Origin of the sequence: Pseudoalteromonas aliena (genome assembly GCF_038155085.1) — a bacterium.
GTDB lineage: Bacteria > Pseudomonadota > Gammaproteobacteria > Enterobacterales > Alteromonadaceae > Pseudoalteromonas > Pseudoalteromonas aliena_A.
Genome location: NZ_JBAKAU010000002.1, coordinates 196,289 through 222,539 on the forward strand (window position 1 = coordinate 196,289; position 26,251 = coordinate 222,539).

25 protein-coding genes are annotated in these 26,251 nt (G+C 37.8%); 17 read left to right on the plus strand and 8 right to left on the minus strand.

All coding sequences use genetic code 11. From position 1 onward, the window contains the following. Positions 1–182 precede the first annotated feature (182 nt). Complete coding sequence (locus V6260_RS03665; RefSeq protein WP_341592726.1) at positions 183–1,313, plus strand: DUF748 domain-containing protein; 1,131 nt, start codon at positions 183–185, stop codon at positions 1,311–1,313. An 83-nt stretch (positions 1,314–1,396) separates the two neighbouring features. Here the strand turns inward: V6260_RS03665 and V6260_RS03670 are convergent, their stop codons facing one another. After that, positions 1,397–2,203 (minus strand): ion transporter, encoded by an 807-nt coding sequence (locus V6260_RS03670; RefSeq protein ID WP_341592727.1) that lies wholly within the window; start codon positions 2,201–2,203, stop codon positions 1,397–1,399. Positions 2,204–2,303: 100 nt separating this feature from the next. On the opposite strand from V6260_RS03670, the gene V6260_RS03675 reads away from it, so the two are divergent. The 5 genes from V6260_RS03675 (at position 2,304) to V6260_RS03695 (ending at position 4,246) form a co-directional block, all read left to right on the plus strand. Beyond that, positions 2,304–2,516 carry a hypothetical protein gene (locus V6260_RS03675; protein ID WP_004334789.1) on the plus strand — a complete coding sequence of 71 codons (213 nt, stop codon included), beginning with the start codon at positions 2,304–2,306 and terminating at the stop codon, positions 2,514–2,516. 11 nt (positions 2,517–2,527) lie between these two features. Then, the gene (locus V6260_RS03680; protein WP_341592728.1) at positions 2,528–2,809 is read left to right on the plus strand and encodes a hypothetical protein; all 282 of its coding nucleotides are present in this window, start codon (positions 2,528–2,530) and stop codon (positions 2,807–2,809) included. A 68-nt stretch (positions 2,810–2,877) separates the two neighbouring features. Further along, positions 2,878–3,069 (plus strand): YwbE family protein, encoded by a 192-nt coding sequence (locus V6260_RS03685; protein ID WP_341592729.1) that lies wholly within the window; start codon positions 2,878–2,880, stop codon positions 3,067–3,069. Next, positions 3,069–3,587 (plus strand): DUF4240 domain-containing protein, encoded by a 519-nt coding sequence (locus tag V6260_RS03690; protein ID WP_007377587.1) that lies wholly within the window; start codon positions 3,069–3,071, stop codon positions 3,585–3,587. The genes V6260_RS03685 and V6260_RS03690 overlap by 1 nt, the downstream gene beginning before the upstream one ends. A gap of 197 nt (positions 3,588–3,784) precedes the next feature. Then, positions 3,785–4,246: a hypothetical protein gene (locus tag V6260_RS03695; RefSeq protein WP_341592730.1), complete on the plus strand. Its 462-nt coding sequence runs from the start codon at positions 3,785–3,787 to the stop codon at positions 4,244–4,246. Between the two features lie 13 nt (positions 4,247–4,259). On the opposite strand, the gene V6260_RS03700 is transcribed toward V6260_RS03695, so the two are convergent. The 3 genes from V6260_RS03700 to V6260_RS03710 all read right to left on the minus strand — a co-directional run bounded on the left by V6260_RS03700 (position 4,260) and on the right by V6260_RS03710 (position 6,420). After that, a complete protein-coding gene (locus tag V6260_RS03700; protein ID WP_341592731.1) occupies positions 4,260–5,519 on the minus strand; it encodes a Y-family DNA polymerase in 1,260 nt (419 codons plus the stop codon). Further along, a complete protein-coding gene (locus V6260_RS03705) occupies positions 5,507–5,920 on the minus strand; it encodes a LexA family protein (protein WP_341592732.1) in 414 nt (137 codons plus the stop codon). The genes V6260_RS03700 and V6260_RS03705 overlap by 13 nt, the downstream gene beginning before the upstream one ends. Before the next feature lie 80 nt (positions 5,921–6,000). Then, positions 6,001–6,420, minus strand: a complete 420-nt coding sequence (locus V6260_RS03710) for a MarR family winged helix-turn-helix transcriptional regulator (protein ID WP_341592733.1) — start codon at positions 6,418–6,420, stop codon at positions 6,001–6,003. A 125-nt stretch (positions 6,421–6,545) separates the two neighbouring features. Here V6260_RS03710 and V6260_RS03715 point away from each other — a divergent pair, with 125 nt between their 5' ends. From V6260_RS03715 to V6260_RS03740, 6 genes are all read left to right on the plus strand, one after another. Then, positions 6,546–7,289: a siderophore-interacting protein gene (locus tag V6260_RS03715; RefSeq protein ID WP_341592734.1), complete on the plus strand. Its 744-nt coding sequence runs from the start codon at positions 6,546–6,548 to the stop codon at positions 7,287–7,289. A gap of 140 nt (positions 7,290–7,429) precedes the next feature. Next, complete coding sequence (locus V6260_RS03720; RefSeq protein WP_341592735.1) at positions 7,430–8,419, plus strand: LLM class flavin-dependent oxidoreductase; 990 nt, start codon at positions 7,430–7,432, stop codon at positions 8,417–8,419. 296 nt (positions 8,420–8,715) lie between these two features. Continuing rightward, positions 8,716–9,729 (plus strand): patatin family protein, encoded by a 1,014-nt coding sequence (locus V6260_RS03725; RefSeq protein WP_341592736.1) that lies wholly within the window; start codon positions 8,716–8,718, stop codon positions 9,727–9,729. 420 nt (positions 9,730–10,149) lie between these two features. Then, positions 10,150–11,556, plus strand: coding sequence for an alanine/glycine:cation symporter family protein (locus V6260_RS03730; RefSeq protein ID WP_341592737.1), 1,407 nt, complete (start codon positions 10,150–10,152; stop codon positions 11,554–11,556). A gap of 139 nt (positions 11,557–11,695) precedes the next feature. Beyond that, positions 11,696–12,712: a patatin-like phospholipase family protein gene (locus V6260_RS03735; protein ID WP_341592738.1), complete on the plus strand. Its 1,017-nt coding sequence runs from the start codon at positions 11,696–11,698 to the stop codon at positions 12,710–12,712. A gap of 38 nt (positions 12,713–12,750) precedes the next feature. Beyond that, the gene (locus V6260_RS03740; protein ID WP_341592739.1) at positions 12,751–13,056 is read left to right on the plus strand and encodes a hypothetical protein; all 306 of its coding nucleotides are present in this window, start codon (positions 12,751–12,753) and stop codon (positions 13,054–13,056) included. A 7-nt stretch (positions 13,057–13,063) separates the two neighbouring features. On the opposite strand, the gene V6260_RS03745 is transcribed toward V6260_RS03740, so the two are convergent. Then, positions 13,064–13,627, minus strand: coding sequence for a YSC84-related protein (locus V6260_RS03745; protein WP_341592740.1), 564 nt, complete (start codon positions 13,625–13,627; stop codon positions 13,064–13,066). A 141-nt stretch (positions 13,628–13,768) separates the two neighbouring features. Here V6260_RS03745 and V6260_RS03750 point away from each other — a divergent pair, with 141 nt between their 5' ends. Together V6260_RS03750 and V6260_RS03755 are read left to right on the plus strand one after the other, a co-directional pair. Continuing rightward, positions 13,769–14,980 carry a tyrosine-type recombinase/integrase gene (locus tag V6260_RS03750; RefSeq protein WP_341592741.1) on the plus strand — a complete coding sequence of 404 codons (1,212 nt, stop codon included), beginning with the start codon at positions 13,769–13,771 and terminating at the stop codon, positions 14,978–14,980. Beyond that, positions 14,980–16,179, plus strand: coding sequence for a cation:proton antiporter (locus V6260_RS03755; RefSeq protein WP_341592742.1), 1,200 nt, complete (start codon positions 14,980–14,982; stop codon positions 16,177–16,179). The genes V6260_RS03750 and V6260_RS03755 overlap by 1 nt, the downstream gene beginning before the upstream one ends. Positions 16,180–16,323: 144 nt before the next feature. Here V6260_RS03755 and ydiJ read toward each other — a convergent pair whose 3' ends face one another. Next, the gene (gene ydiJ / locus V6260_RS03760; protein ID WP_341592743.1) at positions 16,324–19,371 is read right to left on the minus strand and encodes a D-2-hydroxyglutarate dehydrogenase YdiJ; all 3,048 of its coding nucleotides are present in this window, start codon (positions 19,369–19,371) and stop codon (positions 16,324–16,326) included. A 145-nt stretch (positions 19,372–19,516) separates the two neighbouring features. Here ydiJ and V6260_RS03765 point away from each other — a divergent pair, with 145 nt between their 5' ends. Then, positions 19,517–19,726 carry a PGPGW domain-containing protein gene (locus V6260_RS03765; RefSeq protein WP_341592744.1) on the plus strand — a complete coding sequence of 70 codons (210 nt, stop codon included), beginning with the start codon at positions 19,517–19,519 and terminating at the stop codon, positions 19,724–19,726. Positions 19,727–19,791: 65 nt separating this feature from the next. On the opposite strand, the gene ppsA is transcribed toward V6260_RS03765, so the two are convergent. Then, positions 19,792–22,167: a phosphoenolpyruvate synthase gene (ppsA, locus tag V6260_RS03770; protein WP_341592745.1), complete on the minus strand. Its 2,376-nt coding sequence runs from the start codon at positions 22,165–22,167 to the stop codon at positions 19,792–19,794. Between the two features lie 154 nt (positions 22,168–22,321). Between ppsA and ppsR the strand changes: the two genes are divergently transcribed. After that, positions 22,322–23,131 (plus strand): posphoenolpyruvate synthetase regulatory kinase/phosphorylase PpsR, encoded by an 810-nt coding sequence (gene ppsR, locus V6260_RS03775; protein ID WP_341592746.1) that lies wholly within the window; start codon positions 22,322–22,324, stop codon positions 23,129–23,131. Positions 23,132–23,191: 60 nt separating this feature from the next. Here ppsR and V6260_RS03780 read toward each other — a convergent pair whose 3' ends face one another. Continuing rightward, the gene (locus V6260_RS03780) at positions 23,192–24,541 is read right to left on the minus strand and encodes a class II 3-deoxy-7-phosphoheptulonate synthase (protein ID WP_002962128.1); all 1,350 of its coding nucleotides are present in this window, start codon (positions 24,539–24,541) and stop codon (positions 23,192–23,194) included. Positions 24,542–25,355: 814 nt separating this feature from the next. Here V6260_RS03780 and V6260_RS03785 point away from each other — a divergent pair. Further along, positions 25,356–26,231: a DNA replication terminus site-binding protein gene (locus V6260_RS03785; RefSeq protein ID WP_341592747.1), complete on the plus strand. Its 876-nt coding sequence runs from the start codon at positions 25,356–25,358 to the stop codon at positions 26,229–26,231. The last annotated feature ends 20 nt before the right edge of the window (positions 26,232–26,251 follow it).

Sequence of the window (26,251 nt, forward strand, 5' to 3'; positions counted from 1 at the left end):
TATAAATTAAGCACTTATTACTGGTATAGCATTTGCTTTTAATACTTAAATTAGCCACTTTAACTTCAGTTAGGCTATAAACGATGTATTTTAAATACGATTTACGTAGTGTTATTACAATCTTGCGTAATTCTTACATGTTTAAAATGCTCATTTGAAAGTATTAGGTAAAGGAAATTACAATGAGCACGGTTTCTAATGTATTTCATAGCAAATGGTTTAACTCATTTGCGGTTATTTTATTAGTCCTTATTATTGTCAGGATAGCCGCGCCTTATGCGCTTCAGCAGTACGTAAATTATCAGCTAAAACATACGCAAGGTGTTACGGGGCATGTTGGTGATGTAGATTTGTTTTTATATCGCGGTGCCTACGCGATTGACGACGTTGAAATTTACGCTGTTGATGCAACCTCAGCTCCTAAGCCTTTACTGAGCATTCAAACTCTCGATTTTTCACTTGCGTGGTCAGCCCTTTTAAAAGGGAATTTAGTCACAAATATGGCTTTTACGCATCCTGAAATAGTTATTTACGATAAAGACCCCAATGCTTCTGAGCAAAATCAACAAGTAAAAGATGAAACCACTTGGGTGGGGCTGGCGAATGACTTAGTATTGTTTTCTATCGATACTTTAATAATTGAGCAAGGCAAGTTAACCTTAGTTAACTCAACCAATAGCAGTGAAAAGCCCACTTTTATATCAAATATTAACGCCAAAATTGAAAATATAACGAATGCGCAAAACCTATCAAAAACACTTGTGACTACTCTAAACGTAGATGGGGCGTTAATGGGGGAGGCCGCATTAAAACTTAATGGTAAACTAGACCCTTTTAGCAAACATGCCAATTTTGATTTTAACGCAGAGGTACAGCGCTTCTCAGTTAAAAATCTCGACACTGTATTTAAAGTGTATACACCGTTTGATATTGAAGCGGGGGGGATTGATGGCGCTATGGAACTTGTGGCTAAAGATAATAACTTAAGCGGTTATGTAAAAGCGGGTGTTCAAAACTTACGTGTTTTTTCGTGGCGCGAAGATATTGAAAAAGATGACGACGGTATTTTTACTGCTATATTTGAAGGTAGTGTAGATTTACTTGGCTCTATACTTGAAAACGATGAATCTAAATTTGTTGCTGCACGTATTCCTATCGAAGGGCAATTAGATAGTACGGATGTTTCGACTTTTCAAGCCGTTATTTCGGTTTTAAAAAATGCTTTTTTTGATGCGTTTAAAATGAAAGTGGATAATGTGATTTCTTTTGAAGATCCAAAGAGTGATAAACCTTTAAGTAATAAAAGTAATTAATGTATTTATATATCCTAAATTAAACGCTTAACTCAAAGTAACACCAACATTATTGATATTGGTGTTACTTAGTTTAGATATTTCTATTTGTCTTTACTTAATAGCGCTTTAAGCTCTGCAATTTGAACTTGTAGCTCATTTACCTGACCTTGCGTTGCAGGTAGAGAATCGTTATCCGCAAGCTCTTCTCGGGCATTTCGGTGCTCCTCACTCATTACTTCTAAGATCGCACCTACCATCATGTTTAAAAATACAAATGCAGTTAAGAATATAAACGTAAGGTAATAAATCCAGCTTAATTCGTACACCGCCATTGTTTCGTACATTATGTCGGTCCAATCTTCAAACGTTGCTATTCTAAATAAGGTAAGCATTGATATTGAGACGTCTTGCCAAAGTACGGGATTAATTTCAGCAAACATCATGCTACCCATTGCAGCATATATATAAAAAATAACAAACATTAACAGGGCTATATAACCCATTTGCGGAATTGCTTTAAGCAATGAGTTAACTAATAAGCGCAGCTCTGGGATCATCGAAACCAATCGTAACACTCTAAATATGCGCAACAGCCTAGCAATTAACATTGTAGAGCCAGCCGCAGGGTATAAACTGCCCAATACTATGATAGTGTCAAATATATTCCATCCCTTAGAAAAGAAGTCTTTAATGCCTTTACTTGCAACAAATCGGATTATTAGTTCAATTAAAAAGAATGCAGTAATGCCAATATCCATCCAATTTAGAGCAAGCTCTACGGTAGGATGTAGTGAGTAAGTGTGTGCACCTACTGTAAGGGCAGAAACAATAATTACAGCTATAACAAATGATTGAAATATCTTGCTTTTGTCTATACGCTGAAACAACTTTTGTAACTGCGACATCATAGTAATAGATCCTTTGGATATTAAGATTTTATGGCGCTAATATACAATAATATTGTAATAATTTAACGCTTTTTCGATATAGAAAGTGTAAGGAAATTTAATGTTTATCAATAAACTAAAAAGCAGCGCATTACTTATTATTGGATCATGTGTTTTGGCTGGTTGTAGCTCTGATGCACGTTTTCATGAATTGCAATCGGCGCGTCTTGACGAATGTAACTATAAAGCTGACAAAGAATATTACGAATGCCTCGATAAACAAGACTCTAACTACGAAGAGTTTAAAAAACAGCAACAAGCCCAGACTAAGTAACCTTTATATTTATGACTAAAACTCAAAAACAACGCGATAAGCAAATTCGCTTAGCGCTTACTAATGCATGCGAAGCAATAAAAGAAATGGTAATTGGTTTTGATTATCTTACGCATACAGTTGATTTAAATAACGAAGTAAACACGTTAAAAGTACAATGTTACTTTATTGATGAGATAGCCCGTGAAGATGTAAAATCGCAACTTGATGAGTTAACGCAGATTATACTTAGCCAGTTAGCAGCTATTAAGTTGAACGCAAAACCAGCACACATCTCATTTTTAGCCAATTAACGGCGGTTTAGTTGGTATGACATCACATGGACGTTATAATTAGATAAATTATTTTTAGGGTTTAAATTATGGCTATTCCTTCGCGTTCGCAAATTTCACCAGGCACCAAAGTAAATATTGTACTAAAAGAAGATCAACGCAGCGGCACATTAACTGAAGGTGTTGTTGAGTGCCTTTTAACAAAATCACCAAATCATCCACACGGTATTAAAGTACGTTTAGAAGATGGTCAAGTTGGCCGAGTAAAAGAGGTTTTATAATGGCAGCGTTAACAGAGCAGGCTTTTTGGGAATTAGTAACAACGCCTGATTTAGGGCTCGATCCGCAAAGTGTGAGTGATAACCTAAAAACTAAACTTAATGATTTAAGCGATCAACACCTTATCGATTTTGACAAGCACTTTGGCATACATATGCGCAAATGTTTTACCTGGGATTTGTTTGGTGCCGCCTTTGTAATGGCTGGATGCAACGACGATTACGGTTTTAGCGAATTTAGGTGTTGGTTAATTTCGCGAGGTAAAACAGTTTTCGAAAACGCCTTAGAAAATGCTGATTCGATAGCGCAGTGTACACCTGTTTATTACTTAAACGAGCAGCCTTATCCGTACATTGATGAGTATGATTTAATAGCCGGTTTATTATTTGAAGAACGCAGCGAAGACGAATTACCGTTCATCCCATCTGGCAGTGATGAACCTAAAGGTAAACGTTTTAAAGACAAACCTAAGTTTTTAAAGCAAAGCTACCCACTATTATTTGCAAAGTACTGGCAGTAATGTGCATTTAATCGTTTTGTTGTTCTGGTACGTATTTAACAGCGTACTTTACAACAAAATGATTAGTTGTGGTATCTAAGTGCTGTAGCGCGACTTATCTCCTTTTATAGTAAATCTCTGTTATAGTTGTAAAATTTATGAAAACTAAGTGATTAGCCATTATTTAGCACGCTGATTCACGAGGATACACCCACGCAATGAAATATATAACATTTGCTTTGTTAGCAATTACATTTACAAGTGCTTACGCCTTTAGTGAGCCAAGTAATAAAACACGATTTATACCGCTTTTAAAGTCAAAATTGGGGGCATACGAAGTCGTGTCGACCGATTCAGGGTTATGCGTTAATAGCCAACTGAGTTTAACAGACGAAAGTGATTTAAGTGCAGGTTTTAAACTTGGAGAGCAAATTGTATTTGGTCCGCTTCATAATGGTACACAAACAGTAAAAAAGCCTGGCTTTTGTTTTATTACCAGCTCGCTAAAATATAAAAGTGATGGCCTTGAAAATAGTTTACGAATGAGCCGTTGTGAAAACCCTGCAAACGAAAAAACAATTAATCAAAGTATCAAATTTTTAGCTAATAACACACTGAAATATACATTGAGCGAACCCAGTGTAGAGTGTACATTTAAAAAATCAGACGAGAGCAAGTAAAGTATTTAGTAAATTATTCGCAGTATATTTTGGGGATATCGTGCCAACGCGTAGTGTACTGCGGCGATAAATAATCGCGGTTCATGTACCAGCGGTTGTTTAATTTACTGCTAGCAAGGCTTAGCATGCCTTTTCCGTACCGGTTATTTATTGTATCTAGGCACTGCATTAATTTTGGGTTATCAGCACTTTGGTTAAATAAATCGCTTTGCTGATACTGCACCGAGGTAAGCTCTAAAGCGCCTACGCCACACTTATAAAACCGAACCCCTGGCTGATAAATAGTATTAAACACCTCAGAGACTGCATTTGCCATTACGCAGGTATCGTTAGTGGGGGTTGCAAACTTATACATAAACGACTTTTTGCAATAGCGGTCTTCGTGTTTACCGCTTGCGGCAAATATATAAAGTTGTTTTGTTAGTGAGCGCTGCGCCCGTAATTTACTAGCAACCGTAGTAACATGGTTCATAAGGGCGGTTTTTAATGCGCTAGGCTCGTATATTCGTTCGCCAAAACTACGGGTAGAGTAAATTTCTCGTTTATCTTGGCGTACATCGTCCCAGGTTAAACATGCTACACCGTTAAGCTCGCTTACTGTGCGCTCTACAACCACACTAAACGCACGGCGCATTGTTTTAGGACTTTGCTGTGCAAGTTCCCATGCTGTGTTTATGTTCATTATTTTGAGCTTTTTAGCTAGGCGCTTGCCTATACCCCATACATCTTCGCAGCTCATTCTTTGTAAAATGGCTTGGCGGCTTTGCTCGTTATCTATAACGGCTACACCATCAAACCCGCTTAGCTTTTTAGCGGCGTGGTTAGCCGCTTTGGCAAGGGTAGGCGTTGGGCCAAACCCTACGCCTACGGGCAGTTTTGCTTCTCGCCATACGGTACGCCTTATTACATGACCGTATTCGTGCCAGTTTTTAATCAGTGGCGTGTAGCCATTAAAGTGTAAAAACGACTCATCAATACTGTATATGTATTGTGTGTCGCAAAAGCGGCCAATTATATTCATCATTTTGGCGCTTAAATCGGCATACAGCTCGTAATTGCTTGAGCGTACAACCACGTTGTTTTGCTCAAGCAAATGCTTAACTTTAAAGTAAGGGCCAAATTTAGGTATGTTTAACTGCCTTGCAATAGGGCACACAGCACATACGCAACCGTCGTTATTAGTAAGTACAACAACAGGTTTGGAGCGAATGGAAGGGTCGAATACTTTTTCAGCACTTGCATAAAATGAAACAGCATCTACTAAGGCGTACATTTTAAAAGCTCTGGAGTTTGCCTGTGCATTCTTATTGATAGCGTCACTACGCCCTCTAATTGAAACTCATCCGCTGGTGTTAGTTGTACCGGCTTATGTAGGGGCGATGCTGACAGCAGCCTTGCATTGGTTTTATCAAGTAACTTACAAACAAACAGGCCATTTAAATTGGCAACAATAACATCGCCATTATCAGCTTGCTCTGCACGGTCTACTACAAGTAGGTCGCCTTCAAAAATACCTACCTCTTGCATAGAGTTACCCGATGCAATACCAATAAATGTGGCATCTGGGTGTTTTATTAATAGCTCATCAAGAGAAACACCTAGCTCGGTATATTGCGCTGCGGGCGATTCAAACCCACACACACCGGCTTCTATATAAACGGGAATAACAAACATAACACAACCTAAAACGCATATACTGTATAAGTGTACAGTATATGCGTTTTGTATGAGTTATGCCAAGAAATGAAAGACGATCAATCCATGTTTTTGATCATTTGTTGTGCTGTATTTAAAAAGTCTTTGATTTGCTGAGGGTTTAAATTTTTGCACATTTGATCATTTATTTGCTGCTCAGACGCTAATAACTTATCAAACAATGTATTGCCTTGCTCAGTGAGCGACAAAATAAAACAACGTTTGTCGTGCTCGCTTGCTTGCTTATTAATAAGGTTTAACGCAATAAGATCTTTAACTAACCGTGCTATTTGTGCTTTATCGCGCTGTGTTTTAGTAACTATATCGTTAGCTGTGCAGTTACTTGTACCTGCAATTATATGTATACAGCGTACGTGCATAGCGTTAATGCCAAGCTCTCCTGCGTTAATGGCCTCGCGGATTGTTACACGGTAACTTTGCATGAGCTCAAACAAGGTATTTGATAAAGGCGTGTTCATAGGATTCTCAATATGGTTGACAATGTCAATTAGTTTGCTATAGTTGATTTTATCAACCAATGGGGCGTTGTGCAATGCTTGCTGTAAAAAGCAGTTAACTATTTTGTTACACGAGGTGATTTTAAATGGGTAAACAAGTTCGCAAAGCCAAAGTATTAAGCACAGAGCAAATTACACCGCACTTACAGCGCATTGTTGTAGGCTCAGACGATTTTGCAGATATAACCTGTGCGCACATTGGTAATTATGTAAAAGTGCTTATTCCACAAAATGGCGTTGCCGATTTTAATTTAAAAACGGCATGCATGCGCTCATACACAATACAGCATGTAAATGAGCAAAGCGGCGCACTAACACTCGATTTTGTAATTAATATGCACCAAGGCCCAGCAACTAATTGGGCTAAAACTGCACAAGTAGGAGATGAGCTAGGTATAGCAGGCCCAGGCCCTAAAAAGCTCGATAACTACCAGCATTCACATTATGTATTACTTGGCGATTTAACATCGGTAAACGCTATTAAAGGCTATGTAAAAGCGCTCCCTGTATTTTCAAAAATTGATGCGTTTATACATGCCCCAACAGAGCAAGACATTATTGATTTAGACACCACACGCTACATTAATTGGATAATTACCAATAACGCCGATAAAACAATGCTTAATGCAATTAAAACTATTGAGCTAACAGAGCAGCCACCTATTGTGTTTATGGCGCTAGAGGCAGGTTTAGTACGTAAAACTAAAGCCGTGTTTAGTGAGGACTTTAATATACCGCGTTGTAATATAGTGTCATCAGGTTATTGGAAAAAAGGCGTTGATTCCGAAGGTTATAAAAAGCAGCGCCAACAAAATGCTGAACTTGCTTGAATACCTTAGAGCAAAATAACATATACTTATTTTGCTTTTATGCTTACCCTTAACTTGAATTGATTTAATAGCAGTCCCACTTAAGTGTTTTATGCTGATAATGAACCCATTATTAGTATGCATTTTTAGGAGCTGCTATTTTGTTATCTTCCATTCCTTTTTCGTTATTAGAGCTTGCCCCCATGATCAAAGGGGAAAGCGTTTCTCATACGCTCAATAAAACTACCAAATACGCCCAGCGCGCCGACCAGTTAGGCTTTAACCGCTTCTGGCTGGCCGAGCACCATAATATGCCCGGTATAATTTGTGCTGCTACTTCAATATTAGTAGGGCATATTGCAGGTAAAACTCAGCGTATACGTGTTGGCTCTGGCGGAATAATGCTACCAAACCATTCACCATTAGTTGTGGCTGAGCAATTTGGTACGCTTGAAAGCTTATACCCCGGGCGAATAGATTTAGGCCTTGGCCGTGCACCCGGTAGTGACCCTGTTACCAGCCGTGCACTTAATAACGATATGAGCCGAGCTGAAAACTTTCCTGGTGAAGTAACAGAGCTACAAACATTATTAGGGCCATACAATGGTACTCACTCAGTACGTGCTATTCCGGGGGAGGATACAAACGTACCACTTTGGTTATTAGGCTCAAGTTTATTTAGCGCTCAGTTGGCCGCGCAAAAAGGACTGCCTTATGTATTTGCAGGGCACTTTGCACCGCGTTTTGTACATGATGCAATAGCACTGTATAAACGTGAATTTAAAGCCTCAAACGTACTCGATAAACCCTATGTAATGCTTGCTTTACCGCTGGTGGCAGCAGAAACTGACGAAGAAGCGCAATACCTATCTACCACCTCAAAGCAACGGGTACTTGAACTAATACGTGGTAAAGAGCTGTGGTTAAAGCCACCGGTAGATACCATGGAAGGTTTATGGAGTGAACAAGAGCGCGCCCATGTAGAAAACTTTTTAAGCTTAAGCGTGGTAGGCGGGCACGTAAGTATAAAACACAAGCTAGAGATGATAGCTAAAGAGCTTGAAGTGGATGAGTTTATATTTACAAACGACGTATACGATAGTGAAAAGCGCCACCGTGCACTAGAGATTTTAATGGAAATAAAACATTAATTGGTCCTTTAGTTAAGCAAGCGTACACCCAAGGCTTGTTAGTATACAGGCATCATCAAAAGTTAGTTGTTTTACACCTATTTATTAACTTTTAGTGGTGTCTGTATTAAGTTGTTTTCGGTTTTTAAACAGTTAGCGTGAAGTGTTGTGCCAATTTTTAGCGGCAACTTTTGCATTTAATACCGTTCTGTTTTTTCAATCAAACTGATTTAAACAATCAATTTTAAGATATCACATTAATTTTTTATAATGACCGTATAAACAAAAAACATCATTAAATTAAAGGCAGGTATACCGTGAATTCTCTAAACACCCCATCAGCTAATTCAGTTACTAAACCAGCGCAGCCAAAAGTTGCTCTGATTGCTGAAGGTGGCGGGCAACGAGGGATATTCACAGCTGGTGTACTTGATGCGTGGTTAGAGCAAAACTACGACCCATTTGACTTATTTATTGGCACCTCTGCTGGCTCGCAAAATTTAACTAGCTATTTAGCTCGCCAAAAAGGTTACGCTAAGCGCTTAATTAGAGGGCTTTCGCGCAATAAACGTTTTTTTCAACTAGGTCGCGGCTTAATGGGTAAGCACATAGTAGATTTAGACTGGTACTTTGATAAAACCACAGAGGTAAACAGAGTACTCGACTTTAAAACAGCTAAAACCAGTTTAGGCGATCGTGAGCTTTTAATAACCGCTACTAACGCACGCGACAGAAAAGCCTATTACTTATCACCTACCGGTGAAGGCAAACAATGGCGCGATCTGTTAAAAGCATCAAGCGCATTACCGTTTTTATACAAACAAGGCGTTAAACTAACACCTTGGTTAGATACAAAAGCGGCAAACGAAGCACACTTAGCGGCAGAGCAAAGCGAAGAAGACTTTTACCTCGACGGCGGTTTAGCTGCACCATTACCTGTACGCGAAGCATATAACCGTGGTGCACGTAAAATTGTCGTTATAAGAACGGTAGACGCACACTTTCAGGCGCAATCTGCATGGGTGCAAAAATTAAGAACGTTTGCATGTGCATCTGGTTACTGCCCTAAAACACTCGACTACTTAATTCAGCATGAGGAAGCGTATTTAGATGAGCTTAACTTTATTGCTAACCCACCAAGTGATGTAGAGATTATACAAATTTTTGCAGACGAAAAGCTGCACAGTAAATTATTAGGCAGTTCAAATAACGATTTACGCTTTGATCATAAATTAGGCTTAGATGCCGGTCGCTCATACTTAGCAATGCAAAATTTACAGATTAACAGCAACAACCATTACAGTGCACCTACACAATATAGCTATAACTAATTAAATATAATTACAAAAAAAGCGCATAACTTTATGCGCTATTTTTTTGCCATTCTTAATCCTCATTACGCCTCATATAAACCTTACTGCATCAAAATAAAAACTATTGTATCCCGCACCTATGCGCAAAATAAAATACTGAATCTTAAAAAGATATTATTGATTTTTTAACTAATCAATATAAAGTGTAAGTGTGATTTATTATTCATATTTATAGAAATAAAATTCAATGTTGAATGTGCTTGCTCACAAATTATTAAATATCAATACACACTTCACTATCGGGTAAAGCCAAACTTAAACACTATTATGTTTAATGCATAATGAGCTGCCGGATTTTTTAAGTTAAGTAGCGCTACATGCAGAGTTTAAAGTCGGTGCTAACATAAAGTAAAAGTATAAAATAAAAAGGGATTAGTAATGTTCGATACCGTCGTCAAAAGTGTAAATGGCCTATTATGGGGAGAAGGCCAAATACTCATTTACATACTACTGTTTGCTGGTATTTGGTTTTCGGTACGTTTAAAAGCAATACAAATACTTAAATTTAAACACATGTTTAGCCTGTTAAAAGGCAGCAGTAAGTGTAAAAAAGACGACATATCATCGTTTCAGGCACTATGTACTGGGTTATGTGCTCGTGTAGGTACGGGTAACTTAGCGGGTGTAGCCGTTGCTATATCGCTTGGTGGTAGTGGTGCCATTTTTTGGATGTGGGTTATTGCAATACTCGGCATGGCCACAGGTTTTGCCGAAAGCGTACTGGGCCAAGTATATAAAGTACGCGATAGTAGTGGCGAATTTAGAGGCGGCCCCGCCTATTATATTCAACAAGGTTTGGGCAGCCGTGCCTTTGCTATTGTATTTGCCGCGTGTTTATTTTTAGGTTATGGCTTTACCTTTAGTGCCATGCAAACCAATACCATAACCGACGCCCTTAACTATGCTTTTCAAGTACCTACCTTTTATTCTGGATTAGTTATTACCGTATTAGCAGGTTCAATTATATTAGGTGGCTTTAAAGCCATTGCCTGCTTTGCTGAGCGAGTAGTGCCACTAATGGGTATATTATTTGTAGCCGCGGCGGTTATTATTACGATTATGAATTTACCGCAAGTGCCTGCCATGCTTAAAGATGTGTTTTTATCAGCCTTTGGTTTACAAGAAGCAGGCGCAGGTGCAATGGGTGCAGCCATTAAAAATGGTATTCAACGCGGTTTATATTCTAACGAAGCTGGTGCGGGTAGTGTGCCACATGCTGCAGCAAGCGCAAGCCCCATTCCTAACCACCCAGTAACACAAGGCTACATACAAATGCTTGGCGTGTTTTTCGACACCATTGTACTTTGTAGTTGTACCGCCGTTGTTATTTTATTAGCCGATGTTGATATAATCGGCGAAATGGAAGGCATACGTTTAACACAAAGCGCTATGACCGCACATTTAGCACAAGGCGGCGTGTACTTTGTTGCAGCTGCAATTACCATATTTGCATTTACCTCGGTAGTAGCAAATTATGCCTACGCAGAAAGTAACCTTCATTTATTTAAGCTCGATAACAAAGTAGGGCGCACAATTTATACATTACTTTATTTATCAATGATGCTGTGGGGCGCATCTGCGTCATTAAAAGAAGTCTGGGATTTAGCTGATATAGCATTAGGGTTAATGACAGTGGTTAACGTAATCGCTATTATATTGCTCACGCCAACGATTTTGTCTGTTAATCGCGACTACAATACACAAAGAGAAAAAGGCATAGAGCCTGAATTTAAAGTAAAAGACGTAAAAGTACAGGGTAAATGCGAAAGCGGCATTTGGGATTGATTCTCGTATTTTAAGCAATTTTAACGATAAAAAGCGGTTTTATGGCAACATAAAATCGCTTTTTAATTTTGCATAATTATTCAAAATTAGGTTTTGTAAATAGCACAAAAATATAAAAACAATAAGGTAAACTGATTTAATGATCGACATTCATGCAGGGAAAACAGCAGCAAAAATTATTAACGAGCAGGGCTTTAAACCGGAATTATTTACCTCTTTTTTAGGGGCAAGTGGCGGGCCAAAATGGTTTACCTTATTCGGGTTAGACAAATATATTTTTGGTGAGTTTTTTAAAAACCGAACCCAACCACTTAACTTAATTGGATCATCTGCTGGCGCATTTCGTTCAGCCTGTTTTGCACAAAACGACCCCGTTGCTGCCATTGAGCGTTTAGCAAAATCGTATTCGCAAACGCGCTATTCTAGTAATAAACCAACACCTGCTGAAATAACAATAAAAGCGCGCGCACTACTCGAAGATGTTTTTGGCGATAACGGCGTAACCGAAATAATAAATAATCCCGTGTTTAAAGCGCATTTTATAGTGGCTAAATCTAATGGTTTTATTGCCAGCGAAAATAAATTAATACAGCTACTGGGTTTATCAAAAAGTTATATGCTCAACCGCGTTAACCGAAAATTATTAGGCGCGCAGTACGAGCGATTTATTTTTGGCGCGCCAAACAGCAATTTATCAATAACCGACAGTTATAATTTTAAAACACAAAACATACCACTTAGCCAAACTAATTTAAAAGATGCCTTACTCGCATCGGGTTCAATACCACTTGTTATGCAAGGCATAAAAAATATTGCAGGTTCGCCACAAGGCATGTATCGCGATGGCGGAATAATTGACTACCACTTTGATTTAAAAATTAATAATCCCGGCTTAATTTTATATCCGCATTTTAATTCAGAGCCAAAAGCAGGGTGGTTCGATAAAAATTTAAAACGTAAAGTAGCAGCACAAAATTACGATAACGTGGTGATGATCTCACCATCAAAAGAATTTATAGCCGGTTTACCTTACGGAAAGATTCCAGACAGAAACGACTTTACCGATCTCGATGCAGACACACGCATTAAATATTGGAATACCGTTTTTAGTGAAACTGAAAAATTGGCTGAAGCGTTTGACAACTGTTTAAAGTAAATACTTAAACGAAGAATTATTTATAAAAAGGAAAACAAATGAAACGATTGACTATTATTATTTGTATTTTTTTATCTTTAACAGCTATAGCAGCTGAACAGAGAGAGAAAGAATATAAAGCTCCTAGTGTTCATAGTCTTCATAGTAGAGATATTGATGAAAAAGTTAGTGACAATATAAGTAGTGATTTAAAAGTAAAATATAAAATAACATTTTATTTTTTTAAAATACAATTGACACGTGTAATACTTATGAAACAACCCATAAATTACGTTATGTTAAATTGGATTATTTATAATAAAGCGAGCGTGATTATACAAACCAGCCCGCTTTTAGGAGAGTAATTAGGGGTTAATTTAGTTCAGAATCTACCCAAAATTTAGTGCCTTTTAATACAGCTTGTAGTGCAAGGCCATTTTCGGTTAAAGAATATACGGTAACTTGATCTGCAATAGCTTCCGCAACCAATGCTCCGCCTTTATCTTCGTATTTTGCTGCTGCATCTGCGTTTCCGCCAAATGCCCAACCGTGTTCAATAAATCTATTTACTGCTGCTTGGTTATGAAAAACCATAACAACATTAAAGTCTTTAACACCTAAACCTAGGCCTAAACCGGCTTCGCCCATATTCATGTAAGTTGATTTACCGGTTAGGTTATTTTTTACTACACCATAACCACCACCAAAACTGGCTAAAACAACATTTACGTTTGCGTTATCAAATACAGCATAGCCAGCAGAGTTTGCAATTTGCGTTTTAACGTCAGGTTTTTGTGCATATAATTTGTCTAGCGTATTTGATTTCATGCTTTGCACTAAAGAGCGCTTTTCGCTTGGTGAAGCACTGCCCGTTGTAGCACAACCTGTTAGTAAAACACTTAATGTAATTACACTTAAAATAATAAACTTTTTCATAAACTTTCCTTAATAAGACCTAGCAAAACTAAATCAGTAAAAATGTGTAAATAATTAAACTTTCACTATGTCCAATACTAGACAGTATCGGACTTAAACGTTAAGCTGTAAGTCTATTATTTTATTGAATATTTACACATTATGCTTGTTGCTTTAGTTGATACGTTAAAACAATTAAGATACCAAATTGCTCATCTTGATGACGATACTCTTAAATCAGAATACCCAGAACTTGCATTCTTTATACAGCAAGTTGGCTTGACTGTAACTGAATCAAAGGCCGATCTTAAATTTTTATACCAATTTTTATATGTCTACGGGCGAAAATCAGAAGCAACATATAGTCGTTTTCGAAATGAGCTAGAACGCTTTTATTTATGGTCTTGGTTAATTGCAGAAAAATCAGTGTTCGATTTAAAACGTGAAGATATCGAAGCCTATGTGGATTTTATGGTCGAGCCTGATAAAAAATGGACATCAACTTCTGTGCAATGGCGCTATAAAGATGAGCAAGGTATCCGCCGGTTGAATCAAAATTGGCGCCCTTTCATGCAAAAAGAATCTATAGCAAGCCAACAAACTTTATCGGCTATGTTTACAGCATTAAATGTGTTTTTTAAATTTGCGATTTTAGAAGAACGTACTTTCGCGAACTTTGTACCTGTAGTTAAAAAAAATAGCCCCTACTTGGTGGTTCAGTCACAAATTCAGATCCCAGACACATTAAGTGACATACAATGGGAGTATGTATTTGGTGTAACACGCGATTTATGCGAACAAAAACCAGATCTTGAGCGTAACTTATTTACCCTTGCATGCTTAAAAGGTTTGTATTTACGAATTTCTGAATTGTCAGAGCGCCCGCAGTGGTCACCAGTTATGTCGCATTTTTGGCAAGATAACGACGGCTTTTGGTTTTTAAGAATAATGGGTAAGGGTAATAAACTGCGAGATGTTACATTAAGTGATGATTTTGTTGAATATTTAAAACGTTACCGATTATACAGAGGGTTACCCGCCCTACCTCGCGTTGACGAATCAGAACCATTAGTTCATAAAATTCGTGGCCAAGGTGGAATGACTGTTAGGCAAATAAGACGCTTAGTGCAGCAAAGTTTTGATTTGGCCCAACGATCTTTACTTGATGATGGTTTTAAAGATGATGCAGAACAACTTGAAGCAGCAACTGCACATTGGTTACGCCACACGGGAGCCACGCATGATGCACAAACACGACCACTAAAACATTTATCGGAAGATTTAGGACACTCTAAAATTGCAACGACCGATCAAATTTACATTCAAACAAATATTAAAGAGCGAGCAAAATCTGGCGTTAAAAGGAAAATTTAATGGAGTATTTAGTAATAGCATTTATTGGTTTATTATTTTTAATTTATTCAATTTCGATTAGGCAATTAGAGCGAACAGAAATTACAGGCCCTATGTTTTTTGTACTTGGTGGCGGCTTACTTGCGTGGTTACTGCCTAATGAAGGACAGGAATTAAAAACAGGAATTGATTTTTTACTGCCTTTAATTGAACTTACTTTAAGTATATTTTTATTTTCGGATGCGGCTAAATCAAAGTTAGGTGTTTTAAAACACAGTTTTCAATATCCTAGTTTATTATTATTTGTTGCCCTACCCTTAACATTATTATTTGGTATAGGTTGCGCTTTATTTTTATTCTCTGATTTATCTTTAATTCAAGCTTCGTTAGTCGCTATTATTTTAACACCTACAGATGCTGCATTGAGTAAAGGTTTGCTAGCAAGTACCAAAGTGCCCGAAAAAATCAGAGAAGGCATAAATACAGAGAGTGGTTTAAATGATGGGTTATGTGTTCCTGTTTTTTTAATTTTTATGTTGCTTGCAAAAAATCCTGAGTCGGCAATAACTGCTTCTCAAACGTTAGGTGTTTTTAGTAGAGAATTAGGTTTAGCTATTTTAATTGCTATTGCTGCTACTGGTATTTTCATACCGCTGTTAAATTTTGCTATGAAGCGACATTATTTTGCGCAGAACACGAGTCCATTTTTATTATTAGGCTTTGCAATGGGGGTATTTTCGATTGCACAATATTGTCACGCTAGCGGGTTTATTGCTGTTTTTGTTTCAGGATTATTATTTGATCAATTTTCAAAAGTTGAGATTAAAAAAGAGCTAATTGAAGACTCAGAACACATTGCCGATTTTACATCGTTAATGATTTGGTGTTTGTTTGGGTTTGTTTGCGCTTACTTAGTCATTCCTAAATTAAGCAGTGAAATTGTAATATATGCATTATTAAGTACAACAATAATTAGAATTTTACCTGTAATGGTTTCACTGCAATTTACTGCACTCACACTAAAAGAGCGTTTTACTTTTGCTTGGTTTGGACCTCGCGGTTTAGCATCGATTGTTTTTACTTTAATGGTTATAGATACAAAAATAGAAAATAAATATGACATTGCAACTATCGCTATGACAACTATTTTATTTAGTGTGTTTATTCACGGTATTAGTACAAAGCCAATTGCAGATAGTTTTGCTAAACAATCTAAATAACTTTTATAAAAATTAGTGAATTATTTGCCGAAGTATCGAGGCGTTTTTTCAGCCGCAAAATTGATCACTTAATTACGTGAATTGGTATTAATAAAAAAGGCGTAACTTATTTTTAAGTGACGCCTTTTTTATTTTTAACTTTTATTAGCTAAGTACCTGTGCGAGTAACTCTATTGGGTGCTTAGGTTTAAATTGTTCAAAGCGTTTAATTTGGCTGCGACACGAAAACCCGGTAGATAAAAGTTGCTCTGGCTTATTTTTGTCTACAATTGGTTTCCAACTCATTTCGTAAAGTGCTCGTGAGTTTTCTTGGTTTTGTGCTTCGTGGCCGTATGTACCTGCCATTCCACAACACCCAGTATTTGTTGTGTTTAGTGTTAAACCAATGTCGGTAAAAATAGTTTTCCAAACACTTGCCGCTTTTGGTAAAGCCGTTGTTTCTGTACAGTGGCTAAGTAGTGTAAATTCTGTATCTTGTTTTTGCTTTGCACTTAACGATTTGAAAGATTGAGTTTGTAGCCATTCATGTGCAAGTTGTACATGAAAATCACCGCGATTACTTTCTAAAATTGTGTTGTACTCATCGCGATAACACATAACTAACGATGCATCTAAACCAACCAGTGGCGCATTTATATCACTGAGTTTATTTAAAAATTCGGCGGCATTTTTTGCTGTTACTTTAAACTCGTGTAAAAAACCTTTAACGTGTTGTGCTTTACCATTTGGTTTAAAGGGCAATAGCATAGGCTTTTTACCCAGTGCAGTTATAAGCGTTATAAAACTTTGTACTAATTCAGCTTCGTAAAAACTGGTAAACGGGTCTTGCACAATTAGCACATAATTATTTTGCTCTTCACTTGAAAGTGAATTTAATAATTCAAAATTAAATTTATGCGCTTTGGCTACACGTTTATCAAGTGATGGAATACTTAATTGTGGTGTATCGACATAGCCAACCGTTTTTTTAATTAACCCGCTTACTAAATTGGTTTTTACAATGGGGTTAATTATTCGTGCAAATTTTGACATAAGCGGAGCCGAGGTTTCTATGTTCCCAACTAAATAATCTTTAAGTGGACGCGCGTAATAACTATGGTAATAATTTAAAAAGCGCGCTCTAAATGTTGGCACATCTACTTTTATTGGGCATGAAGTTGTACACGCTTTACATGCTAAACATTCATCCATTGATTCTTTTACTTCGTGAGAAAAGTCGTAAACGCCTTTGTTTTTTTCTCGGCTATGAACAAAGCGTTCCCACCAGGTAATCACTTCACCTTTATTAAGTTCTTTTTCTACTTCCAGTAAATCTACATTTTTAGACTCTTGAAGTCGTAACCATTCGCGCATTAATGTTGCGCGCCCTTTTGGTGAATGCCTACGATCGCCGGTTACTTTATACGACGGACACATAGGTGAATTTTCGTCGTAGTTAAAGCATATTCCGTTACCATTACAGGTCATGGCGTTATTAAAGCTGGTTTTTACATCGATAGATATTTGCTTATCAAAGTGCGAACGTTTTTGACTATCTACACTTACAAGTGAGTCTTCACTTTCAATAGGTGTACATATTTTACCTGGGTTGATTCTGTTATTAGGATCGAATGCCGTTTTAATTTTGCGCAGTTGATTAAATAAATGTTCGCCAAAAAATTCTGGGCCATATTCGCTGCGATAACCTTTACCGTGCTCGCCCCACATTAACCCGCCATATTTTGCAGTGAGTTTTACAACGTCATCAGAAATTGTGCGCAGTAGTTTTTCTTGATCTGGGTCGCACATATCAAGTGCTGGGCGTACGTGTAAAACGCCAGCATCAACATGGCCAAACATACCATATTGTAAATTATGGCTATCGAGTAATGCTCTAAATTCTACAATATAATCGGCTAGGTTTTCTGGCGGTACTGCGGTGTCTTCGGCAAAGGCCAGTGGCTTTTGGCTGCCTTTAACATTACCAAGCAAACCAACTGACTTTTTACGCATTGCGTAAATTTTTAAAATATCGCTTTTATCGTTGGTTAACTGATAGCCAATTACACCGTTGGTTTGATTTGCTACGCACTGATCTAATAATGTACAAAGTGTGTTAACTTTGTCTTTTATGTCGTCGGGTGATACTGCATTAAACTCAACCATGTTGAGTCCTTGCATATCTTTATTCGGTACGTCGGTTATTAAGTCCGATACTGAATGCCAAATTATATCTTCCCGGGCTAAATTTAATACTTTGCTGTCGACTGTTTCAACAGAGGTTGCACGTGCATCTACCAAAAAAGGTGAATGACGAAGTGCAGAATCAAAACTATCGTACTTAATATTTATGAGTGTTTTAAACTCGGCTATGGGAGTTAAGTTTAATTTTGCCTCAGTAACTATACCTAATGAGCCTTCTGATCCGGTAATTAGCCTGCTCATATCAAAAGTTTGTAAGTCATCACTTAGCACATGCTCTAGGTCGTAGCCGGTTAAAAAGCGATTTAAACGCGGGAATTTCTCTAAAATAGCATCGCGCTGCGTGATAGAAATATCTAATACTGTTTTGTACAAGCTGCCGATAAGTGAGTCTTGCTCGGCGATAACTTTTGCTTTTTGTATGTCGATTGGCGAGGTAACCATAGGTGTGCCATCAACTAAATAGGTGGTTAAGCCTAAAACATGATTACTGGTTTTACCGTAAACTAGTGACCCTTGGCCTGATGCATCGGTGCTGATCATTCCGCCAATAGTTGCACGATTACTAGTAGATAAGTCGGGTGAAAAGAAAAAACCATAGGGTTTTAAAAAGTCGTTTAATTGATCTTTTATTACACCTGTTTGTACTCTTACCCAACCTTCTTCTACGTTAATTTCGAGAATTTCTCGCATATAACGTGATAAATCAACAACAATACCGGGCGTGAGTGACTGCCCGTTAGTACCCGTACCACCTCCGCGAGGGCCAAAAGTAAGGGACAAAAATGGGTCGCGAGATGCGGTTTGCAAAGCGAGTTGAATGTCTTTTTCGGTTTTAGGAAAAATAACACCCTGCGGAATTTGCTGATAAATACTGTTATCGGTAGAGGCAGTTAAACGCGTTGCATAGCTTGCATCGGTGTCTCCGCTAAAACCTTGATTTTTAATAGTACTTAAGTAATTAGCGACAAGTTCGGTCGCTGCATCTTGCTGTGTAATTGTTGCTATCATGACGGCGATAATTTAAGGCATTTGTATAATTATATCATGGTGATGGCTAATAGAAATTGAAGATTTTACAGTTTGTAACACTCTTTTTATCGTATTTTGAGCTTCTGTATTTATAATCAAGTTAAGCCAATGTGTAGAGGTTTATATGAAAAAATTGCTATTACAGATCATAGGTGTTTTGTTTATTTTGCTCGGGTTGTTTTTTGCAATCGTGCCGGGCCCCTCGCTAATATTTTTTATGGCGGGATTACTGTGCTTTTCTTTTTACTACCCAAAAGCCAGGCATTATTTAAAACTATGCCAAAAACCCTTAACTAAATCGTGTATTTATTTAGATAAAAAATTAGCACGCTAAATTATGCCACATACAAAAATGCCAGCTATTAAGCTGGCATTTTTATTAGTTACTAATAAACGCGATTATTTAGCAAGTTTGTCTGCTAGGTATAACCAAGTTTCTAGTACTGTATCTGGGTTTAGTGAAACAGAATCAATGCCCTGCTCTACTAACCATGCTGCAAAGTCTTCATGATCTGAAGGCCCTTGGCCACAAATACCTACGTATTTACCTTTTTCTTTAGCTGTTTTAATAGCCATTGAAAGTAGCTTTTTAATAGCAGGGTTACGCTCATCAAATAAATGTGCGATTAAACCTGAGTCACGATCTAAACCAAGTGTTAGCTGAGTTAAATCGTTAGAGCCGATAGAAAATCCATCGAACATATCTAAAAATTCATCTGCAAGTAATGCATTTGACGGTAGCTCACACATCATGATTACTTTAAGACCATTTTCGCCACGTTTAAGGCCATGCTCTTCTAGTAATTCGATTACGCGTTTACCTTCTTCAAGGGTACGTACGAATGGGATCATGATTTCAATGTTGGTCATATCCATGGTGTTTCTTACGCGTTTTATTGCTTCACACTCAAGGGCAAAACAATCACGGAAGTCTTCAGAGATATAACGAGCAGCACCACGAAAACCAATCATTGGGTTTTCTTCTTCTGGTTCGTACTGCTCACCACCGATTAAGTTTGCGTATTCGTTTGATTTAAAATCAGACATACGCACAATTACGCGCTCTGGTGCAAAGGCACAACCAAGTGTAGAAATACCCTCTACTAACTTAGAAATATAAAATTCTACAGGTGATTCGTAGCCGGCAATAATGTCATTAATTTCTGCTTGTAGAGCAGGTGTTTGCGCATCAAAGTTTAAAAGCGCTTTAGGGTGCACACCAATCATGCGGTTAATAACAAATTCAACACGGGCAAGGCCAACACCTGAATGCGGTAAACGTGCAAAGTCGAATGCACGATCGGGGTTACCCACGTTCATCATAACTTTCATTGGTAGTTCTGGCATGCTATCAACGCGCGATGTTAGTATTTCAAAGTCTAAAATACCTTCGTAGATGTAACCTGTATCGCCTTCGGCACATGATACGGTTACTTCTTGACCCGCTTTGATTAAATCGGTTGCATTACCACAACCAACCACTGCTGGAATACCTAATTCACGTGCAATAATTGCAGCATGACACGTACGACCGCCACGATTTGTAACAATGGCTGCAGCACGCTTCATGATTGGTTCCCAATCTGGGTCGGTCATGTCTGTCACTAAAATGTCACCTTCTTGTACTTGATCCATTTCTTTAATTGAATCGAGTACGCGTACAACACCGCTACCAATTTTGTGACCAATTGCACGGCCTTCAACAATTACGTTGCTAGTACCGTTTAATTGAAAACGTTCCATTACGTTTGCGTCTTCGTTTGAGCGCACGGTTTCTGGACGCGCTTGCACTATATATAGTTTACCGTCGTTACCGTCTTTCGCCCATTCGATGTCCATAGGGCGACCGTAATGTTTTTCGATGATTACAGCTTGTTTGGCAAGATCTTGCACTTCTTCATCTGTAATCGAAAATTTGTTTGAAAGCGCTGGGTCTACATCAACGATGTCTACTTGCTTACCGTGCGCTTTATCTTCTGAGTAAATCATTTGAATGGCTTTAGAACCAATGTTACGACGTACTACTGAAGGTTTGTTTTTAAGGAGTGTTGGTTTATGAACATAAAATTCATCAGGGTTTACTGCGCCCTGTACAACCATTTCACCCAAGCCATAGCTTGATGTAACAAATACAACGTCTTCAAAACCAGACTCTGTATCAATACTAAACATGACGCCTGATGCTGACTTATCTGAGCGTACCATGCGCTGAATACCAGCAGATAACGCTACACCACGATGATCGTAACCTTGGTGAACACGGTACGATATTGCACGGTCGTTAAATAAAGAAGCAAACACGTGTTTAATAGCGACCATTACTGAGTCGATACCTACTACGTTAAGAAAAGTTTCTTGTTGGCCTGCGAATGATGCATCTGGCATGTCTTCAGCGGTAGCTGATGAACGTACTGCAAAAGAAACATCTGCTGTTGTGTCACCGTGGAGTTGACTATAAGCGTCGCGGATTGCTTTATCTAGGTTAGGTTGGAATGGTGTATCGATTATCCATTGGCGGATATCCGCACCTACTTTGGCAAGTGTATTTACATCATCAACATCGAGTGTATCTAAAATGTCGTGAATTTTTGCGGTGAGTCCTGATTGATCTAAAAACTCGTTAAAAGCGTCGGCTGTAGTGGCAAAACCACCCGGAACCTGTACACCTGCGTTTGCTAGGTTTGAAATCATTTCACCGAGTGAGGCATTTTTACCACCAACACGAGGAACATCTTGCATACCAAGCTCTTGATACCAGAGAACGTATTCTTGCACGGGTCTTTCTCCAAAATACAAATTGTAGTTGAAACTGTGAGAGTTAAGAAAGAAAACCTTTTATAAAGGTCACCTTCATTCTACACTGGCATTAGTCCTCACGTAAACCGTGAGTAACCCATTTTAGGGATTAAACGTAATAAAAAGGTTAACTATGAGAACTGCTTTTTATATATCAGACGGTACTGCAATCACCTCAGAGGTGTTTGGGCACGCGACTTTGTCGTTATTTCCGGTTGATTTTAATCATAAAACTATTCCTTTTGTTGAAACAGATGAAAAAGCAAATGAAATTAAAGCGTTAATTAACGCAACTGCTGCAAAAGAAGGTGAGAAGCCATTTGTGTTCTTTACCTTCGTTAATCATAACTTAAGTGAAATTATTAAATCGGCCGATGCTGTTGCTTACGATTTTCTTTCTACTTATAGCGAAAAAATACAAAAAGAGCTTGATGTAGCACCAGTACCAAAAATGCACCGCACGCATTCTATTCACGAAAAAAGCTATGATTTTAGAATTGACGCCGTCAATTACGCCCTAATGAATGATGACGGTGGCAACATTAAAAACTTTTCTGAAGCCGATATTATTTTAGTTGGCGTGAGTCGTAGTGGTAAAACACCAACCAGTTTATATTTGGCTTTACAATACGGTATTAAAGCCGCTAATTACCCAATAACAGAAGACGACTTAGAGAGTGAGGGATTACCTAAGTGTTTACTCCCTTACAAACATAAGTTGTTTGGCCTGACTATTGACCCTGAACGTTTAGCTGCAATTAGACATAGGCGTATGGCTAATTCTAAATACGCCTCTATTAGGCAATGCCGAATAGAAGTACGTGAAGTAGAAATGTTATATAAGCGCCATAAAATTTCGTACTTTAATTCTACCCATCACTCGGTAGAAGAAATATCTGCTAAAATCTTAATTGACAGTAACCTTGAGCGACGTAAGTACTAACCAACAAATTTACTATTTTGCTAAAAAAAGCCGCAATATGCGGCTTTAATTTTTTACTTATTACTTACGAGCGTCTTTTAATAAATCAGCTACTAAGAAACCAACTTCTAATACTTGGTCTGCATTTAAGCGAGGGTCACATTGTGTTTTGTAACGTTGAGCTAGGTCATCGTCTGATAAACCGTAAGCACCACCTGTACACTCTGTTACGTGCTGACCCGTCATTTCTAAGTGAACACCACCTGCGTATGAACCTTCAGATTTGTGTACTGCAAAGAATTGGCTGATCTCGCGCATAATATTATCAAAGCTACGCGTTTTGTAACCAGATGTCGCTTTTTCAGTATTGCCGTGCATTGGATCTGAGCTCCAAATTACTTTACGGCCTTCTTGTTGAACGCGGCGAACTAGTGCTGGTAGTTTCTCTGGAAGAACATCGGCACCCATACGTGTAATTAACGTTAAGCGACCCGGGATGTTATCTGGGTTAACTGCATCAATTAAACGAATTAGGTCGTCAGGGTCCATGCCAGGGCCAACTTTAACACCTATTGGGTTTTTGATACCTTTGAAAAACTCAATGTGTGCATGATCTAGCTGGCGTGTGCGTTCGCCAATCCAAACAAAGTGTGCTGAACAGTCGTACCAATCACCTGAAAGGTGGTCTCGGCGTGTTAGCGCTTCTTCGTAACCTAGTAATAAGGCTTCGTGAGAAGTATATAAATCTGTTTCTTTAAGGCTAGGTGCAATTGTAGAATTAATGCCACACACTTCCATAAATTCAAGTGCATCTTGAATTTTGTCTGCCAGTTGTTGGAATCGCTCTTTTTGCGGATTAGCGGCAACAAACCCCATATTCCAGCGGTTAACCTGGTGTAAGTCCGCTAAGCCACCTTGTGCAAATGCACGTAGTAAGTTTAATGTAGCTGCACTGTTGTGGTAAGCCTTCATTAAACGTTGAGGGTCTGGTATGCGTGCTTCTTCTGTAAATTCAAAGCTATTTACAATATCACCACGGTAAGATGGTAATGAAACTCCATCAATTGTTTCTAAATCTGCAGAGCGTGGTTTTGCATATTGGCCAGCCATACGTGCAATTTTAACTACCGGGCATTTACCGCCGTAAGTTAATACAACCGCCATTTGTAGAATGGTTTTAAATGTATCGCGAATATTAGCTGCGTTAAAGTCACTAAACGACTCAGCACAATCACCACCTTGAAGTAAAAATGCACGACCTTCGCACACATCTTCAAGCTGTTTAAATAAGCTTCTTGTTTCTTCAGCAAATACTAATGGCGGAGCGCTTTTTAATTGGCCCTCTACTGACTTTAACTCTTCTTGATCTGGGTATTGTGGTTGCTGCAGTATTGGCAGCTCTCTCCAACTATTTGGGTTCCACGATTGCATGTTCTTTCCTCATTCCTACATTACCTGATAAGAAGAAATTAACGTATGCAGGCACCTAAGTTCAAGGACTAAATTCACTAATTACCAATTATTTAGTTATGAGCTAGGTATATATAAATTTTATAACTTAAATAAGCTGTTCTGTACGCCATTTTTTTGTTTTTTTTATAATATTTACTTGTTCAATAACAACAAGATAAAAGTAAATTGATTATATTTTGAGTATCTTATATTAAATTAAAGGCAAGCATTATATGTATACAAACAACAAGAGAACACATCATACTTAAATTATGTGCATTGTAATCTTAGCTTTACAGGTTGATGTAATTAAAAAAAGTAACCAGTATTATTGCGGGGGAAATTATGCTAGTGATTTTAGTGGCTTTGATAACTCTAAAGATTTAGCAATAAAAAACTTCAATAGTGTTTATTGGGCTTTAGTTTATTTAAAGTTAGCTTTGTTTAGTTAAGTTCCATAACGATTGATATCGTTCATTTTGCCCTCTGAGTCCAAAACCTCAATCATCCAGAGTATAAATAATTAAAACAGCTCACACTCATGATTTGTAGTTTATTACTTATCACCATAGTAGATTTGTGAGTTAGCTTTAATGAGATCACAGCTAATCTACAGGCTATTACATTAGCGAATTATAGTTAATTATATGTATAGCCAACAAGTAAAGAACACATCATACTTAATTTCATTCTAAATTTATCTTTGCAAGTGTGATAAATTTAAGAAATTAATAAACAAACAAAAGGTTATATGTGATAATTACAAAAATGTAAGATGTGTTCTTGGTTGCGTATGGTTAGTAAAATACAAATAAGAAGTCAGTTTGATTTGATGAGTGAGCTAACATTAATGTTAGTAGAAGAGCTAAAAGCTTGTGAATACTCAAAGGCTGAATATTATCAGTTGCCTGATATTAGTAGCGCTGATGAAAACATTGTTCCAGAGTCTATTATCACTAATAGGATTTCAGGTGATTTAGCACATAAATCTATCCTTAATTCATTCACTGATATTTATAAAAAAGATGGTTTAAGTAGTCGTGTTTTAAAGCGCCACCCTGGTTTACTAGTAATTAAAAATGCAAATAAAGAAGCGCTTAATAATCGAATAGCTCAGGTGAATAAGGCTAAGGCTGATTTTAAAGCTTTTATTGTCGCAATAGATAATAACGATGCTCGTTTTGAAGCAGTACACAATGCAATGCCTAATTTAATTACTTTAGCTGCCTACAGAAAAATACATTCTGAGAGTGATTCGCCTTTTTCAGTACGTTTTACGTGGATGCATAAGCACGCAACAAAAACACTCACCAAAAAAATGGCTTTAGAGATGCTTGATAAATCGGCCGGTTACAGAAACCCCAGAATGATTGATCAACAAAAATGGCAATCATTAGTTGCACAAGAACAAATGCGTGTAGCTAGTTTAGGTGAAAAAGAAAAATTAAGGATTAGACGCCCTACCCGTGTAAGCCCTCAAGTAAATGTTAGATACACAGCTCAAAATCGTTACCACGTTAGTGCTGCATTACCCTTTATTTTGATAAACCCAGAACCAGATGTAAAGCTTGGTATTTTACCTGATTATCAAAAGCCAGATGCTCACCCACGTAAGCGAGAGTATGATTTTTTAGTCGATAGGTTATATTTAGAGCAAGTAGACAAATAATGATTATGTTAAAAAGGCCA